Origin of the sequence: Streptomyces sp. cg36, assembly GCF_041080675.1 — a bacterium.
Classification (GTDB): Bacteria; Actinomycetota; Actinomycetes; order Streptomycetales; family Streptomycetaceae; genus Streptomyces.
Window position 1 is genome coordinate 5,555,089 of record NZ_CP163520.1, and the last position, 15,606, is coordinate 5,570,694.

Here is a 15,606-nt window from a genome sequence, read left to right on the forward strand (position 1 = left end):
GGGGCTCAGCCGTTCAGCTCGGCCAGCACCCGCAGTGTCGTCGGGTCCGGTGAGGTGACCAGGAGGTCCGTCACCGGGCCCGCGCGCCACGCCTGGAGCCGGTCCGCGATCCGCCCGCGCGGCCCGACCAGCGAGATCTCGTCGGCGAACGCGTCCGGCACGGCGAGCACCGCTTCCTCGCGGCGCCCCTCGGCGAACAGCTTCTGGATGCGGCGGGCCTCGCCCTCGTACCCCATCCGCGCCATGAGGTCGGCGTGGAAGTTGCGGGCGGTGTGCCCCATGCCGCCGATGTAGAAGCCGAGCATGGCCTTGACCGGCAGCAGCCCCTCGGCCACGTCGTCGCAGACCCGGGCGCGCACCATCGGCGCCACCAGGAACCCCTCGCGCAGCCCGGCCAGCGCGCTCGCGTACGCGCCGGGCCGGTCGGGCGACCAGTACAGCGGCAGCCAGCCGTCGGCGATCTCGACGGTCTGGGCGATGTTCCTGGGGCCCTCGGCGCCGAGCACCACCGGCAGGTCCGCCCGCAGCGGATGCGTGATGGACTTCAGCGCCCGGCCGAGCCCGGTGCCGTCGGCGCCCCGGTAGGGGTGCGGGTGGAAGCGGCCGTCCAGCTCGACCGGCCCCCCGCGCGCGAGGACCTGGCGCACCACGTCCACGTACTCGCGGGTGGCGGTCAGCGGGCTCGACGGGAAGGGCCGTCCGTACCAGCCCTCCACCACCTGGGGCCCGGAGAGCCCGAGGCCCAGGGTCAGCCGGCCGCCGGAGAGGTGGTCCAGGGTGAGGGCGTGCATCGCGGTCGCGGTCGGGGTGCGGGCCGCCATCTGCGCCACCGCCGTACCGAGGCGGATCCGCGAGGTGTGGGCGGCGATCCAGGTCAGCGCGGTGAACGCGTCGGAGCCCCAGGCTTCCGCCGTCCACACCGAGGCGTAGCCGAGCCGCTCGGCCTCCTGGACGAGGGCGAGTTGGCCGGGGTCGGGGCCGCGCCCCCAGTAGCCGAGTGCGAGTCCGAGCCGCATGCCGACGCCCCCTGCCCGTATCTGACGGATCGTCAGCAGAGGGTACGGGAACGGCCCCCCGCCCGGAAGGGGCGGGGGCCGTGCCGTCGCTCGGCGGGCGCGGGTCAGCCGCGCTGGATGCCGGTGGTGTCCTGGAGGACGCCGCGGCGCCCGTCCTGGGTCTGGGCGACCAGCGCGGCGCCGCGCTGCTCGACCGCCAGGTACCAGGTGCCGGGGGCGAGTTCGGCGATCGGCGTCGGGGAGCCGTCCTCCGCGTACAGCGGACGGGCCACCGGGACCGCGAACCAGAACGGGGCGAAGTCCCCGGCCGGAGCGCCGGCCGCGGCCGGCTGCTGGGCGGCGGCGGGCGACGGGGTCTGGCCGCCCTGGCTCGGGTCGGCGCCCTGCGCGCCGTAGGGCTGCGGCTGGGCGGCGGCGCCGGGGTAGCCGTAGCCGCCCGCGGGCTGGCCGCCGTAGGGCTGACCGCCGTACGGCTGGGCGACGGCCGGGCGCGGGGCGCCCATCAGCGGGGCCTTGAGGGCGCCGACCATCGGGCCCGCGACCGCGCCGGCGGCGAGCACCAGCGCGGCGATCAGGCCGAGGATCATGCCCGCGCCCGCGCTGTCCATGTCGATGATCGTCCAGAACGCGGTCCACGCGGCGAAGATCGTGAGCGCGGTGCCGAACTGCGCCAGGTCCATCCCGACGACCTTGCGCGGCTGCGGCAGCGAGCGGGCCACGACGATGAGGGCCGCCCCGATGATGCCCGCCAGGAACATGCTCATCAGCAGGCCCAGCGCGTCCCACGCGTTCGGCACGTTGGCGTGGGAGCAGATGGAGCCGACGCACGCGTCGCCGACGGAGTAGAGATCGAGGAACGAGGCGATGAACAGCACCACCGCTGCTCCGATCACCACGCCGTCGCCTCGCGTGAGGGAGCGGATGTTCACGTGAATAGTCCTTATGGGTCGTCTCGTCGGGGCGGTCATCGCTGCCGCCGGTGTACGTGCACACGGCGCGAAGCACGGGTGTGGTTCCCCACCCGGGGAAGAATCTATCGTCTGGCCGCGCCCGACGTACCCCCGGTGTTCAGACCGTGACCGACCCGCAGCCGGACGTCCCGGCCGGTGAGACGCTCACTTCAGCAGGAAGGAACCGATGCCGTCGGCGAGGCCCTGGGCCGCCTTCTGGCGCCACTGCGCGCTCTTCAGCAGCCCGGCGTCACGGGAATCCTGCATGTTCCCGCACTCGATGAACACCTTCGGCACGGTGGAGAGGTTGAGCCCGCCGAGGTCCTTGCGGACGTCCAGCCCGGTCCCGTCGCCGACGTAGTTGGAGGCGGCCGTCCCGGTCGCCGCCACGAACTTCCCCGCGATCCTCACACCCAGCTCACGCGAGGGCCCCACGATCGCCGCGGTGTCCGCCTTCCCCGCCTTCACCAGTGCGGGCAGGATCACATGGAAGCCCCGGTCGCCCTCGGGGGCGCCGTCGGCGTGGACCGAGACGACCGCGTCCGCCTTCGCCGTGTTGCCGATCCGGGCCCGCTCGTCCACGCACGGGCCGAAGGCGCGCTCCCCGTCCTGGGTGTAGGAGACGGTCGCGCCCTGCTTCTCCAGGAGCGCCCGCAGCCGGTGCGCGACGTCGAGGGTGAACGCTGCCTCGGTGTAGCCGTCGCGGGTGGCGGTGCCGGTGGTGTCGCACTCCTTCTTGTTCGTCCCGATGTCCACCTGGCGGTTGATCTCGGTGGGGTGCTTGAAGTTGCCCGGGTTGTGGCCCGGGTCGATCACCACGACCCGCCCGGCCAGCGGGCCGGTGGGCCGGGCGGGCCGGGGAGAGGCCGACGGCGAGGGGGTGGCCGTCACGGTCACCGTCGGCAGCTTGGCGTTCCCCGACGGGGGTACGGCCACCGACGCGCTCGGCAGCGGCAGCACCCTCGGCGGCTTGTCGTCCTGGCCGCCGGAGCCGCCCATGGCCTGCCACACCAGCCACCCGGCCAGGCAGGTCGGAACCAGCGCGGCGGTCGCGATGACGAGGTTGCCGCGCAGTCGGCGCCGGGCGGGGCTGGGGGACTCGCTGTCGTACGGCACGCAGCGATGCTAGCCGGGGCGGTGCGCGGCGGGCGGTCGTCCGGCGTGCGCCGAACGGGGTGCGGTGCGGGGCGCACGGGTGGTCGCGCGCCCTCACGCCCCGGGGCCGGTGCGGCGCAGCACCCGCAGCGACTCGGTGGCCGAGACCTCGGTGAACGCGCCGGAGGCGAGCGCGCGCAGATAGACGCGGTACGGGGCCTGGCCGGTGAACTCGTCGACCGGGTCCGGGAAGACGTCGTGGATCAGCAGCAGTCCGCCCTCGGCGAGGTGCGGGGCCCAGCCCTCGTAGTCGGCGCTCGCGTGCTCGTCGGTGTGGCCGCCGTCGATGAAGACCAGCCCGACCCGGCCGCCCCAGGCCCGCGCCACCTGCGGCGAGTGCCCCACGACCGCGATCACGTGGTCCTCCAGGCCCGCCCCGTGCAGGGTGCGCCGGAAGGTGGGCAGGGTGTCCATCAGCCCGACCTCGGGGTCGACGACGGCAGAGTCGTGGTACTCCCAGCCGGGCTGCTGCTCCTCGCTGCCCCGGTGGTGGTCGACGGTGACGGCGACGGTCCCGGCGGCCCGGGCGGCGTCGGCGAGCAGCAGCGTGGAGCGCCCGCAGTAGGTGCCGACCTCCAGGAGCGGCAGCCCGAGCGCCGCCGCCTCCACGGCCGCCGCGTACAGCGCGAGCCCCTCGGTCACGGGCATGAAACCCTTGGCGGCCTCGAAGGCGGCGAGTATCTCCGGCTTGGGTGTCGCCATGGCGGGGCTCCTGGGGCTCGTGCGCGGTGGCCGCGCGAGGGGTGCGCGCGAAGGCGCGGGCACGTGGGGAGGTGGTGCCACATCGTAAGCCGGGCGCCGTCCGGTTCCGCTCCTTCTCCCAGCCGTCTGACCTTCCGTCAGATTGAAACGTGTTCTAGTCTGTCGCCGTTCCAGTGACGGCTCGCGGTCGGCGGGGGAGAGCGCATGGGAATCGGGATCACCCGGGAACACCGGGAGCTGGCCGGATCGGTGCGCGGGCTGCTCGGCCGGGCCGCGCCCATGGACCGGGTGCGCGCACTGCTCGACGCGCCCGACCCCGCCGCCCGGCCCCCCTACTGGGACGCGCTGGCCGCGCAGGGGCTGCTCGGCATCCACCTCGGCGAGCGGCACGGCGGCGGGGGCCTGCCCGAGCTCGCCGTCGTCCTGGAGGAGGCGGGCCGCGCCGCGCTGCCCGGCCCCTATCTGCCCAGCACGCTCGCGGCGGCCGTCCTGGACCGGGGCGGCCGGGCCGACCTGGCCGGGGCCGTCGCCGCCGGGGACCGCGTCGCCGCCGTGGCGCTCGGCCCCGGCACGCTCACCGCCGTCCCCGGCCCGGCGGGCTGGACGCTCGACGGCGCCGCCCCGCCGGTCCTCGCCGCGGCCCAGGCCGATCTGCTCGTCCTGGCCGCCGGGAGCGGCCGGGGCACGGTGTGGCTGGCGGTCGACGCGGCGGACCTCGCGGTGCGCGCCCACGACAGCGCCGACCCCACCCGCCCCACCGCCGAGGTCACCGCGCACGCCGCGGCCGTCCCCGCCGACCGCGCCCTGGCGGCCGGCCCCGCCCTCGTACCCGATCTGGCGGCCGTGCTCTTCGCGGCCGAGGCGTGCGGCACGGCGGGCTGGGCGCTGGACACCGCCGTCGCCCACGCCAAGGTGCGCGAGCAGTTCGGCCGCCCCATCGGCGCCTTCCAGGCGGTCAAGCACCTGTGCGCCGACATGCTGGTACGGGTGGAACGCGCCCGGGCACTGGTGTGGGACGCGGCCCGGGTGGCGCAGGACGAGGTCCGGGAGAGCGGCGCCGGGGTGCGCGGGCTGGTCGCCTCGCTCGCCGCCGCCACCGCCCTGGACGCCGCCTTCTCCTGCGCCCAGGACTGCATCCAGATCCTCGGCGGCATCGGCTTCACCTGGGAGCACGACGCCCACCTCCATCTGCGCCGCGCCCTGGTCGCACGCCAGCTGCTCGGCGCCGGGGACGTCCACCGCCAGCGGGCCGTCGCGCTCGCCGGGGCCGGGGCGCGCCGGGTGCTGCGCACCGATCTGCCGCCCCGCGCCGAGGAGTTCCGGGCCCCGGCCCGCCGCGCCGCCGAGGCGGTGCGCGGCCTCGGCCCGGCGGCGGCCCGCCGCGCCCTCGCCCCCACCGGCTACGCGGTCCCGCACCTGCCGCCCCCGTACGGGCTGGGCGCGGACCCGGTCCAGCAGCTGGTGGTGCAGGAGGAGCTGCGGGCGGCCGGGGTGCGGCCGGTGGAGCTGGGGATCGCGGCCTGGGTGGTGCCCTCGCTGCTCGCGTACGGGACGCCCGCGCAGCAGGAGCGCTTCCTGCCGCCGACCCTGCGCGGCGACCTCCACTGGTGCCAGCTGTTCTCCGAGCCGGGCGCGGGCTCGGACCTCGCGGCCCTGCGCACCCGGGCCGAACGCACCCCCGACGGCTGGCGGATCACCGGCCAGAAGGTGTGGACGAGCTCGGCCCGCACCGCCGACTACGGCATCCTGCTCGCCCGCACCGACCCGGCCGCCCCCAAGCACGAGGGGCTGACGTACTTCCTCGTCGACATGAAGAACACGCCCGGGATCGACATCCGCCCGCTCAAGGAGATCACCGGCGACTCCCTCTTCAACGAGGTGTACTTCGACGGCGCCCGGCTGCCGTCCGACGCGGTCGTCGGCGAGCCGGGCGGCGGCTGGCGGGTCGCCCGCAACACCCTCGGCAACGAGCGCGTCCACATGGCCGACCAGGTGGCCTTCGACACCGGCCTCGAAGCGCTGCTCGCCCGCGCGGGCGAGCTCGACGGCGCCTGCCGGGCCCGGATCGGCGCCCTGGCCGCCGAGGCGCACGCGCTCGCCTGCATCGGGCTGCGCACCACCCTGCGGCAGGTCTCGGGGCTCGAACCCGGCGCGGGCGCCAGCGTACGCAAACTGGTGCAGACCACCCATCAGCAGAAGGTGGCCGAACTCGCCCTGGAACTCCTCGGCCCCGCGGGCGCGGTGGCCGAGGGCCCGGCGGCGGGGGCCGTGCACGGCTTTCTGATGTCCCGCTGCCTGACCATCGCGGGCGGCACCACCCAGGTTCAGCTGAACGTCGTGGCCGAGCGCATCCTCGGCCTGCCACGAGACTGAGGGGAAGGTGAGGGCCCGTGCGCGCCAGCTGTGTCGCCGGGGTCGGCATGACCAGGTTCGAGAAGCCCGAGTCCCGGCAGTGGCAGTACTGGGACATGGCCCGGGAGGCGGGAGCGGCGGCGCTGGCCGACGCGGGCCTCCCCTACGAGCGGGTCGAGCAGGTGATCGCGGGCTACTGCTTCCAGCCGTCCACGGCGGGCCAGCGCGCCGCCTACGAACTGGGGCTCACCGGCGTCCCCGTCCACAACGTCAACAACAACTGCGCGACCGGCGCGAGCGCGCTGACCCTGGCGCGGCAGCTGGTGGCGGGCGGCGCGGCCGAGTGCGTACTGGCGCTGGGCTTCGAGAAGATGCGCCGGGGCGCCCTGGGCGGCGGCGACGGCGGGGACTTCGCGGTCTCCCCGGTGGCCCGCCACTACGGCGTGATGGCCGCCGCCCACGGCTTCGCGGCGAGCCCGCCCACGGCGCAGATCTTCGGGAACGCGGCGCGGGAGCACATGGCGGCGTACGGGACGACGCCCGAGCAGCTGGCGGCCGTCGCCGCCAAGAACCACCGGCACTCGGTGCACAACCCCTACGCCCAGTTCCGCACCGAGTACTCGGTGGCCGAGGTCCTCGCGGCCAAGGAGATCCACGCCCCGCTCACCAAGCTCCAGTGCTCCCCGACCTCGGACGGCGCGGCGGCGGCGGTCGTCGTCTCCGCGGAGTACGCCGCGGCCCACGGCCTGGCCGGGCGCGCGGTGGAGATCGTCGCGCAGGAGATGACGACCGACACGGAGGAGTCGTTCGCCTCCGGCCGGTGCGTCGACGTGGTGGGCGCGGGGATGACCCGCCGGGCGGCGCGGGCCGTCTTCGAGCGCTCGGGCCTCGGCATCGACGACGTGGACGTCGTCGAGCTCCACGACTGCTTCTCCGTCAACGAGCTCCTGACGTACGAGGCGCTGGGCATGTGCGCGCAGGGCGAGTCGGGAAAGCTGGTGGAGTCCGGGGCGACGACGTACGGCGGCCGGTGGGTGGTGAACCCCTCGGGCGGTCTCATCTCCAAGGGCCACCCGCTGGGCGCGACGGGCCTGGCCCAGACGGCGGAGCTGGTCTGGCAGCTGCGCGGCGAGGCGGGGGCCCGGCAGGTGGAGGGCGCGCGGGTGGGGCTGGCCCACAACATCGGGCTGGGCGGCGCGGCGGTGGTGACGCTCCTGCGGAAATAGCCGCGCCCCGGTCCGCGTCCCCGCCCGGGCACCCGTCGTGGCATCCCCTGCCCGGCCACACGTCGTGGCGGCCCCGGTCCGGGCGCTGATCCGGGCAGCCCCGCCACCTGCCCAACTCCACCTGGTCGAGCCGGGCTTGAGGACGGGGCGGGGTGGGGAGGCGAACCCCCGTGCGACCATGGCCCGCATGGTTCAAGCGCCCGCGGACACCGCCTCCCTACCCACCCGGACCCCCACCGCCCGTACCTGGCTCGTTCTCCTGGCCGCCTGCGCCGGACAGTTCCTCGTCGTCCTGGACGTGTCCGTCGTCAACGTCGCCCTGCCCTCCATGAAGTCCGGCCTCGGAATGAGCCCGACCGGACTGCAGTGGGTGGTGAACGCGTACTCCATCGCGTACGCCGGCTTCATGCTCCTGGGCGGCCGTGCCGGGGACCTCTACGGGCGCAAGCGCATGTTCCTCGTCGGGCTCGGCCTGTTCACCGCCGCCAGCCTGGCGGGCGGGCTCGCCCAGGAGGGGTGGCAGCTGCTGCTCGCGCGGGCCGTGCAGGGGCTCGGCGCCGCCGTGCTCGCCCCCTCCACCCTCACCATCCTCACCGCCGCCGTCCCCGAGGGCCCCGCCCGCACCCGGGCCATAGGCACCTGGGCGGCGGTCGGCGCGGGCGGCGGCGCGGCGGGCGGGCTGGTCGGCGGAGTGCTCACCGACACGCTGTCGTGGCGCTGGGTGCTGCTCATCAACGTGCCGGTCGGCGCGCTCGTCCTGACCGCCGCCGCGCTGTGGATCACGGAGAGCCGCGCGGGCGCCCGCAACCGGCTGGACCTGCCGGGCGCGGTCGCCGTCACCGGCGGGCTCGGCGTCCTGGCGTACGGCATCGTGCAGACCGAGGAGGCGGGCTGGACCGCGCCCCGCACCCTTGCCCCGCTGCTCGGCGGGGTGGCCCTGCTCGTGGCGTTCCTGTTCGTCGAGTCCCGTGCGGCGGCGCCGCTGATGCCGCTGCGGCTGCTGCGGCTGCGCGCGGTCTCCTCGGCGAACGTGGTGATGTTCGCCTGCGGCTCGGCGACCTTCTGCACCTGGTACTTCATGACGCTGTACGCGCAGAACGTCCTCGGCTACACCCCGCTCGGCGCCGGGCTCGCCCTCATCCCGAGCTCGCTGAGCATCGTCTTCGGCGCCAAGATCGCGCCCCGGCTGATGCCGGTGACGGGCACCCGCAACCTCACCGTGCTGGGCGTGCTGATCGCCGCCGCCGGGTTCGGCTGGCAGTCCACGATGCAGGCCGGTGACCCGTACTGGATGTCCATCCTGGTGCCCGGCATCCTGATGATGACCGGCGCGGGCCTGGCCACCACCCCGCTGGCCTCCCTGGCCACCTCGGGCGCGGCGCCGGGCGAGGCCGGACTGGTCTCCGGCCTCGTCAACACCTCCCGCACCATGGGCGGCGCGCTGGGCCTGGCGATCCTGTCGACGGCGGCCACGGCCCGCACCGGCGACTCCTTCACCCCCGAGTCCCTCACCGAGGGCTACGCCCTGGCCTTCCGCACCGGCGGCTTCGTCCTGCTCGCCAGCACGGTGGTGGCCCTGGTGTGGCTGCCGAGGACGCCGTCGGCGAAGCGGTGAGGGCGGGGCCGTCCGGGCCGTCCGGGACATTCGGGCGGTCCCGGCCGTCCGGATCGGCCGGGCCGTCCGGCTAGAGCCACCCCTGCTGGCGGGCCGCCCGTACCGCCTCCATGCGGTTGCGGGTGGCGGTCTTGCCGATCGCCGAGGACAGGTAGTTGCGCACGGTCGACTCCGACAGGTGCAGCTTGCCCGCGATGTCGGCGACGGTGGCGCCGTCCACGGAGGCGTTCAGGACGTCCCGCTCGCGCGCGGTCAGCGGGTTGGAGCCCGCGCTGAGCGCCGCCGCGGCGAGCGCCGGGTCGATGACGGTCTCGCCGCGCAGCACCCGCCGGATCGCCTCGGCCAGGTCCTCCACCGGCCCGTCCTTCACCAGGAACCCGGCCGCGCCCGCCTCCATCGCCCGCCGCAGGTACCCGGGCCGCCCGAACGTGGTCAGGATGAGCACCCGGCAGTCCGGGCACTCCTCGCGGAGGTCGGCGGCGGCGTCGAGCCCGCTGCGGCCCGGCAGTTCGATGTCGAGGAGCGCCACGTCGGGCCGCGCGACGAGCGCCGCGTCCACGATCTGGTCCCCGGCCCCGACCTGCGCGACGACCTCGATGTCCTCCTCCAGCCCGAGCAGCAGGGCGAGGGCCCCGCGCATCATCCCCTGGTCCTCGGCGAGGAGAACGCGTACGGACTTCGCGGGGCGGTGGTCTTGGGGCATCTCGTTCATGGGGGCAGGCTACGGGGAGGGCGCCCGCCCGGAGCCGTGGAGCCCCGGCGCGATGTCCCCGGGCCCCCGGTTGCCGCCGGCGAGCGGCCGGGCCACCGCACCCGCCCCCGGGCCACGGCCCGCACCCCTGCCCACCGCCCTCACCCCCGGGCCTCCCTCTCCAGCTCCGCCTCCAACTCCGCGTCGAGCGGGTCCACCGGGAGTTCCGCGGTCACCTGGAAGCCGCCGCGCGGGCCCGGACCGGCCCGGAGGGAGCCGCCCGCCGAGGCCAGGCGTTCGGTCAGGCCCTTGAGGCCCGTGCCGCCGGTCCGGGGGGCGGTGGCGGGGCCGGGGGCGGCGCCGCGGCCGTCGTCGGTGATCTTCAGCCGGACCCGTTCCGGCGCGCCGTCGACCACGATCTCGCAGTGGGACGCGCCGCTGTGCCGTACGACATTGGTCACCGCCTCCCGTACCACCCAGCCCAGCAGCGCCTCCGTCTGCTTGGCCAGCGGCGGGCCGGACTGGCGGACCACCGGCTCGACGTCGGCCGCGGTGAGCGCCGAGCGGGCCCGGTCGAGTTCGGTGCTGAGGCTGCCCTCGCGGTAGCCCGTGACGGCCTCCCGGATCTCGGTGAGGGCCTGGCGGCCGACCGACTCGATGTCGGCGACCTGGGAGAGCGCCGCGTCGAGGTCGCGGGGGGCGAGGCGGCGGGCTGCCTCCGACTTCACCACGATCACCGAGAGGGTGTGGCCGAGGAGGTCGTGCAGGTCGCGCGAGAACCGCAGCCGCTCCTTCTCCACTGCGGTGCGGGCCAGCTCCTGGCGGGTGTCGCGCAGTTCGCGCACGGTCTGCGAGAGCGAGAGGACGGCCGCGGTGACCATGCCGGACAGGAACGTTCCGTACGCGATGGTCACGTTGTTCCAGACCGCCCCCGACTTCATGCCGGAGATCGCGCCCGCCGAGCTCGCCAGGACCATGATCACGAGACCCAGCTGCCGGTCCCGCAGCACCGCGCCGCAGGCCAGCGAGAGCAGCGGGAAGAAGAACAGCCAGGTGCCGCCGTAGCGGATGCTCAGGCCGTACGTGATCGCTGCCATCGCGGCCAGGATGACGAGCGTCGACCGGCTCTCCCGCTTCTCCTTGACGAAGGCGCGGAAGGAGATCGTGATGTACAGCGAGTTGAAGGCCAGCAGACCGGCGCCGCCGACCCACGGGTTGGGGGTCCTGCCCTGGACGAGGTTGGAGAACGCGCCCAGCCCCATCAGGAGCCAGGGCAGCAGGGTGTAGCCGCTGGCCGGGGGGCCGGGCAGGTCGGCGTCGCGCGCGCACCCGCGGCGCGCGGACCGCGCGGCGGCGGCCTTCCTCAGCTCCGGCAGCCTCGGCTGGAGTCGTGCCACTGTCTCGTTCTCCCCGTTCCCGTACCCGTCCATGGTGCTCACAGCGTCCTCGCGGACCGTCGGTAGGAGAACACGGCGTACGAACCGAACGCCAGCAGCCAGGCGCCCAGCACCGCGACCGTCGCCGCGCCGGGCGCCGAGCCGTGCGAGACGGCCCAGCCGAGGTCGGCGAAGCGGTGGGCGGGGGTGTACGCGGCGACGGAGGCCAGCCAGTGGGGGAAGGCCGAGAGCGGGAACCACAGTCCGCCGATCACCGCCAGCCCCATCAGACAGGCCGTGTTGACCACGCCCATCGCCTGCGGGGTGAGCCGGTAGCCGTTGCCGAGGCCGAGCAGGGTGAAGGGGAGCGCCCCGGCCCACAGCAGCACGGTCAGCGCGGCCCACTGCCAGGCGTCCAGGCGCACGCCGTTGACCAGCGCGCCCGCCGCCAGCACCGCGACGATCGCGGGCAGCACGGTCGCCGAGCCGCTCACCGCCCGGCCCGCCACCACGCGGGACGGCGCCAGCGGGGTGACGCGCAGCTGCCGCAGCCAGCCGGCGGTCTTGTCGGCGGCCACGCCCGTCCCGGTGCTCAGGGACGCGCCCAGCGCGCCGTACGCCGCCATGCCGACCATCGAGGCGGTCCGCCACTCGGCCGAATCGCCGTCGCCCGAACCGACGTTGGTGAAGAGCAGGTACATCAGGACCGGCATGCCGATGCCGAAGACCACGAACGACACGTCGCGCAGCGTGCGGCGGATTTCGAGCAGGATGTAGCCGGGCATCAGACGGTCTCGCTTTCGCGTACGGGAGGGACGGCGGCGGGGGACGCGACGGTCGAGGTCAGCGTGAGGAACGCGTCCTCCAGACTGGCCGGGGCCACCTCCAGGCCCCGCACCGCGCCCAGGCGGGCCAGCTCCACCACCGTGGCGTCCGGGTCGTCGCTGCGCAGCCGGGCCCGGTCGCCGCGCACCTCGACCGCGACCACGCCGGGCAGTGCGGCGAGGCCCGCGGTGGGGCCGCCCGCCAGGTCGAACGAGACCAGGCCGCCGCCCGCCGCCCGCTTGATCTGCTCGCCGGTGCCGTCGGCGACGATCCGGCCCTGGTCGATGACGACGATCCGGTCCGCGTTGTCGTCGGCCTCCTCCAGGTAGTGGGTGGAGAACAGCACGGTGTTGCCGCGGGCCGCGTAGGCGCGCATCGAGTCCCAGAAGGCGCGGCGCGCCGCCACGTCCAGCGCGGCCGTGGGCTCGTCCAGGACGAGGAGCGCGGGCGCCCCCGCCAGGGCCACCGCGAAGCGGACGCGCTGGGCCTGGCCGCCGGAGAGCCGGTCGACGCGGCGCCCGGCGACGGCGGTCAGACCGGCCAGCTCCAGCGCCTCGTCGACGGGCATCGGTCGCGGGTAGGTGGAGCCGACGAAGGCGACGAGTTCGCGGACGGTGACGCGGGGGATGGGCTGGCCCTCCTGGAGCATCGCGCCCGTCAGCCCGGCGCGTACGGCCCGGCCGGGGGAGCGGCCGAACAGCCGCACCTCGCCCGCGTCCGGCTCGTCGAGGCCGAGCAGCAGGGCGATCGAGGTGGACTTGCCGGCGCCGTTGCGGCCGAGGAGGGCGACGGTCTCGCCCCGGTGGATCTCCAGGTCGACGCCGTCGACGGCCCGCACGGGGCCGAACGCCTTGGCCACGGCCGTGAAGGTCACCGCGGGGGGTGCTGGTTGGGTCATGGCTGTGACGGTACGGAGCGGGGTGGTGGGGGCGGCAGAGGTTCTTGTACGGGGTTCACCGGGACAAATGTCCTGCGGCCGTTCGCCCGCGGGCCGTGGGCGGTTGCTCGCGCGGGCCTTTGGGCCGGGTGGTCGTCTGCGGCCCGGCGGTCGCTTCTCGCGCAGTTCCCCGCGCCCCTGGAAACCCGCCTCCGTCCGCGGACCGTGCCCGCTTCTCGCGCAGTTCCCCGCGCCCCTGAAAAGCCTCGTTCGTCTGCGGACCGTGCCCGCTCCTCGCGCAGTTCCCCGCGCCCCTGGGGGGTACCGGCAGCCGGAGAACCCAGCTCGGCCACCAGCCTTCAGGGGCGCGGGGAACTGCGCGACCGGCCCAGCACGGTCCGCAGCCGAAGTCCGGCCCAAGAGGGGCGCGGGGAACTGCGCGAGTGAGCCAGCACGGTCCGCAGGCGGAGTCCGGGCCTGACAAGGGGCGCGGGGAACTGCGCGAGCAACCCACCACCGGCCCGCAGACGAACACCCGGTCCAACAGGGGCGCGGGGAACTGCGCGGCCAGCCCAGCACGGTCCGCAGATGAAGTCCGGCCCAAGAGGGCCGCGGGCGAAGTCCGGCCAGGAGGGGTTCGGTACGGGTCGCAGGTCGGTGGGGGCGGTTTGACTGACGGCTCGTCAGATGTGTTCCCAATCCCGGGCCGCTGCGTTATACATAGGGCCCATCGAGCCTAGAACGCGTTCTAACTCCGGCTCCCCGAGCCGGCCCCGCACGGCCTCGGTGCGGCCGACGGTGCGGACGGCCGCGCCGAGGTCTTCCACCTCCAAGGAGCAGCCCCCGTATGCCCATTGACGCCGCGAAGGCGCTCGCCGCCGAGCCCCGGTCGACCACGATCGCCTGGGACCACAAGGACATCCAGCTCTACCACCTCGGCATCGGCGCGGGCGTCCCCGCCACCGACCCCGACGAACTGCGCTACACCCTGGAGTCCCGGCTGCACGTGCTCCCCTCGTTCGCCACCGTCGCGGGCGCGGGCATGGGCGTGGTGGGCGGGCTCTCGGCGCCCGGCATCGAGATCGACCTGGCGGCCGTCCTGCACGGCGCCCAGGCCGTGACGCTGCACCGGCCCATCCCCGTACGGGGCGAGGCCCTCTCCACCTCCAAGGTGGCCGCCGTCTACGACAAGGGCAAGGCCGCCGTCCTGGTGCTCCGCACCGAGGCCGCCGACGCGGACGGCCCGCTGTGGACCAGCGACGCCCAGATCTTCGTGCGCGGCGAGGGCGGCTTCGGCGGCGAGCGCGGCCCCTCGGGGCGCACCGAGCAGCCCGACCGCGCCCCCGACCACGTGGTGGAGCGGCCCGTGCGCGAGGACCAGGCGCTGCTGTACCGGCTCTCCGGCGACTGGAACCCGCTCCACGCCGACCCGTCCTTCGCCGAACTCGCCGGTTTCGACCGGCCGATCCTGCACGGCCTGTGCACCTACGGCATCACGCTCAAGGCGGTCGTGGACACCCTGCTCGGCGGCGAGGTGGCCCGCGTCCGCTCGTACACCACCCGCTTCACCGGGGTCGTCTTCCCCGGCGAGACCCTGCGCGTGCGGATGTGGGCCGGTGAGGGCCGCGTCCAGGTGTCGGTGACGGCCGTCGAGCGGGACGACGCGCCGGTGCTCTCCGACACGCTCGTCGAATACGTCTGAACCGTCTGGACTGCCTGATCAGAGGGGACCGCACCATGCGCGCAGCCGTACTGCACGAGATCGGCCAGGACAAGCTCGATGTGCTCGACGACGTCGAGGCGGTGGGGTTCGGGCCGGGGAAGGTGAAGATCCGCGTCCGGGCGACCGGCCTGTGCCACTCCGACATCTCGGCCATGACCGGGGTCCTCCCGCAGCCCGCTCCCTTCGTCCCCGGCCACGAGGGCGCGGGCGAGGTCCTCGACGTCGGCGACGGCGTCACCGGACTCGCCCGGGGCGACCGGGTGCTGGTCAGCTGGCTGCCCGCGTGCGGCGCCTGTCCGTCCTGCCGGCGCGGCCAGACCCAGCTCTGCCTCTCCGGGTTCATGAACGCGGGCACCCCCAACTTCAAGCGCCCCGGCGGCGACGTGTTCGGCTTCGCGGGCACCGGCACCTTCGCCGAGGAGCTGGTGGTCGACGCCGGGTGCGCGGTCCCGATACCGCAGGACGTGCCGTACGAGATCGCCGCGCTCATCGGCTGCGGCGTGACCACCGGCCTCGGCGCGGCCATCAACACCGCCCAGGTGGCCGCCGGTTCGTCGGTCGCCGTGATCGGCTGCGGCGGGGTGGGCATCTCCGCCGTGCAGGGCGCGCGGGTGCAGGGCGCGGCGCAGATCGTCGCGGTCGACCCGGTGGCGTCCCGGCGCGAGGCCGCCCTCTCCTTCGGCGCCACCGAGGCGCTCTCGCCCAGCGAACTCGACGACGCCAAGCAGCGGATCACCGGCGGCGAGGGCTTCGACTACGTCTTCGAGGTCGTCGGCAAGTCGGCCACCGCCCGCACCGCGTACGCGGCGACCCGGCGCGGCGGCACGCTGTGCGTGGTCGGCGCGGGCGCCATGGACGACTTCTTCCAGGTCAACATGTTCGAGCTGTTCTTCGACGAGAAGCGCATCCTGCCGTCCCTGTACGGCGGCGGGGACGTGCTGCGCTCCTACGAGCGGGCCATCGCGCTGTGGCGGGCGGGCCGCATCGACCTGGCGGGCCTGATCACCCACCGGGTGCCGCTGGGCGGGATCAACGACGCCCTGGACCAGATGCGCACCGGGGAAGCCCTGCGCACCTGCGTCGAGCTCTGACCCGGGC

Annotated in this window: 13 protein-coding genes; 5 read left to right on the top strand and 8 right to left on the bottom strand. The window is 75.0% G+C overall.

The window, feature by feature from the left end; all coding sequences use genetic code 11:
* Positions 1-5 precede the first annotated feature (5 nt).
* The 4 genes from AB5J87_RS24570 to AB5J87_RS24585 all read right to left on the bottom strand — a co-directional run bounded on the left by AB5J87_RS24570 (position 6) and on the right by AB5J87_RS24585 (position 3,823).
* Positions 6-1,016 carry an LLM class F420-dependent oxidoreductase gene (locus tag AB5J87_RS24570; protein ID WP_369379332.1) on the bottom strand — a complete coding sequence of 337 codons (1,011 nt, stop codon included), beginning with the start codon at positions 1,014-1,016 and terminating at the stop codon, positions 6-8.
* Positions 1,017-1,120: 104 nt separating this feature from the next.
* On the bottom strand, positions 1,121-1,945 hold the full coding sequence (locus tag AB5J87_RS24575; protein ID WP_369379333.1) for a hypothetical protein: 825 nt from the start codon (positions 1,943-1,945) through the stop codon (positions 1,121-1,123).
* Positions 1,946-2,131: 186 nt separating this feature from the next.
* Entirely contained in the window at positions 2,132-3,082 is a 951-nt protein-coding gene (locus AB5J87_RS24580; protein WP_369379335.1) for an N-acetylmuramoyl-L-alanine amidase, read from the bottom strand.
* A 93-nt stretch (positions 3,083-3,175) separates the two neighbouring features.
* Positions 3,176-3,823 carry a class I SAM-dependent methyltransferase gene (locus tag AB5J87_RS24585; protein ID WP_369379336.1) on the bottom strand — a complete coding sequence of 216 codons (648 nt, stop codon included), beginning with the start codon at positions 3,821-3,823 and terminating at the stop codon, positions 3,176-3,178.
* Between the two features lie 204 nt (positions 3,824-4,027).
* On the opposite strand from AB5J87_RS24585, the gene AB5J87_RS24590 reads away from it, so the two are divergent.
* The 3 genes from AB5J87_RS24590 to AB5J87_RS24600 all read left to right on the top strand — a co-directional run bounded on the left by AB5J87_RS24590 (position 4,028) and on the right by AB5J87_RS24600 (position 9,016).
* Positions 4,028-6,196 carry an acyl-CoA dehydrogenase gene (locus AB5J87_RS24590; protein ID WP_369379337.1) on the top strand — a complete coding sequence of 723 codons (2,169 nt, stop codon included), beginning with the start codon at positions 4,028-4,030 and terminating at the stop codon, positions 6,194-6,196.
* 17 nt (positions 6,197-6,213) lie between these two features.
* Positions 6,214-7,401: a beta-ketoacyl synthase N-terminal-like domain-containing protein gene (locus tag AB5J87_RS24595; RefSeq protein WP_369379338.1), complete on the top strand. Its 1,188-nt coding sequence runs from the start codon at positions 6,214-6,216 to the stop codon at positions 7,399-7,401.
* 187 nt (positions 7,402-7,588) lie between these two features.
* On the top strand, positions 7,589-9,016 hold the full coding sequence (locus tag AB5J87_RS24600; RefSeq protein WP_369379340.1) for an MFS transporter: 1,428 nt from the start codon (positions 7,589-7,591) through the stop codon (positions 9,014-9,016).
* 70 nt (positions 9,017-9,086) lie between these two features.
* On the opposite strand, the gene AB5J87_RS24605 is transcribed toward AB5J87_RS24600, so the two are convergent.
* The 4 genes from AB5J87_RS24605 to AB5J87_RS24620 all read right to left on the bottom strand — a co-directional run bounded on the left by AB5J87_RS24605 (position 9,087) and on the right by AB5J87_RS24620 (position 12,806).
* Positions 9,087-9,728 (bottom strand): response regulator, encoded by a 642-nt coding sequence (locus AB5J87_RS24605; protein ID WP_369379342.1) that lies wholly within the window; start codon positions 9,726-9,728, stop codon positions 9,087-9,089.
* Between the two features lie 140 nt (positions 9,729-9,868).
* Positions 9,869-11,146 (bottom strand): histidine kinase, encoded by a 1,278-nt coding sequence (locus AB5J87_RS24610; protein WP_369379343.1) that lies wholly within the window; start codon positions 11,144-11,146, stop codon positions 9,869-9,871.
* Positions 11,143-11,868, bottom strand: a complete 726-nt coding sequence (locus tag AB5J87_RS24615) for an ABC transporter permease (RefSeq protein ID WP_369379345.1) — start codon at positions 11,866-11,868, stop codon at positions 11,143-11,145. The genes AB5J87_RS24610 and AB5J87_RS24615 overlap by 4 nt, the downstream gene beginning before the upstream one ends.
* On the bottom strand, positions 11,868-12,806 hold the full coding sequence (locus AB5J87_RS24620; protein WP_369379347.1) for an ABC transporter ATP-binding protein: 939 nt from the start codon (positions 12,804-12,806) through the stop codon (positions 11,868-11,870). Before AB5J87_RS24620 ends, AB5J87_RS24615 begins: the two co-directional genes overlap by 1 nt.
* A gap of 826 nt (positions 12,807-13,632) precedes the next feature.
* On the opposite strand from AB5J87_RS24620, the gene AB5J87_RS24625 reads away from it, so the two are divergent.
* Complete coding sequence (locus AB5J87_RS24625; RefSeq protein WP_369379348.1) at positions 13,633-14,487, top strand: MaoC/PaaZ C-terminal domain-containing protein; 855 nt, start codon at positions 13,633-13,635, stop codon at positions 14,485-14,487.
* A gap of 35 nt (positions 14,488-14,522) precedes the next feature.
* A complete protein-coding gene (locus AB5J87_RS24630) occupies positions 14,523-15,599 on the top strand; it encodes a Zn-dependent alcohol dehydrogenase (RefSeq protein ID WP_369379349.1) in 1,077 nt (358 codons plus the stop codon).
* The last annotated feature ends 7 nt before the right edge of the window (positions 15,600-15,606 follow it).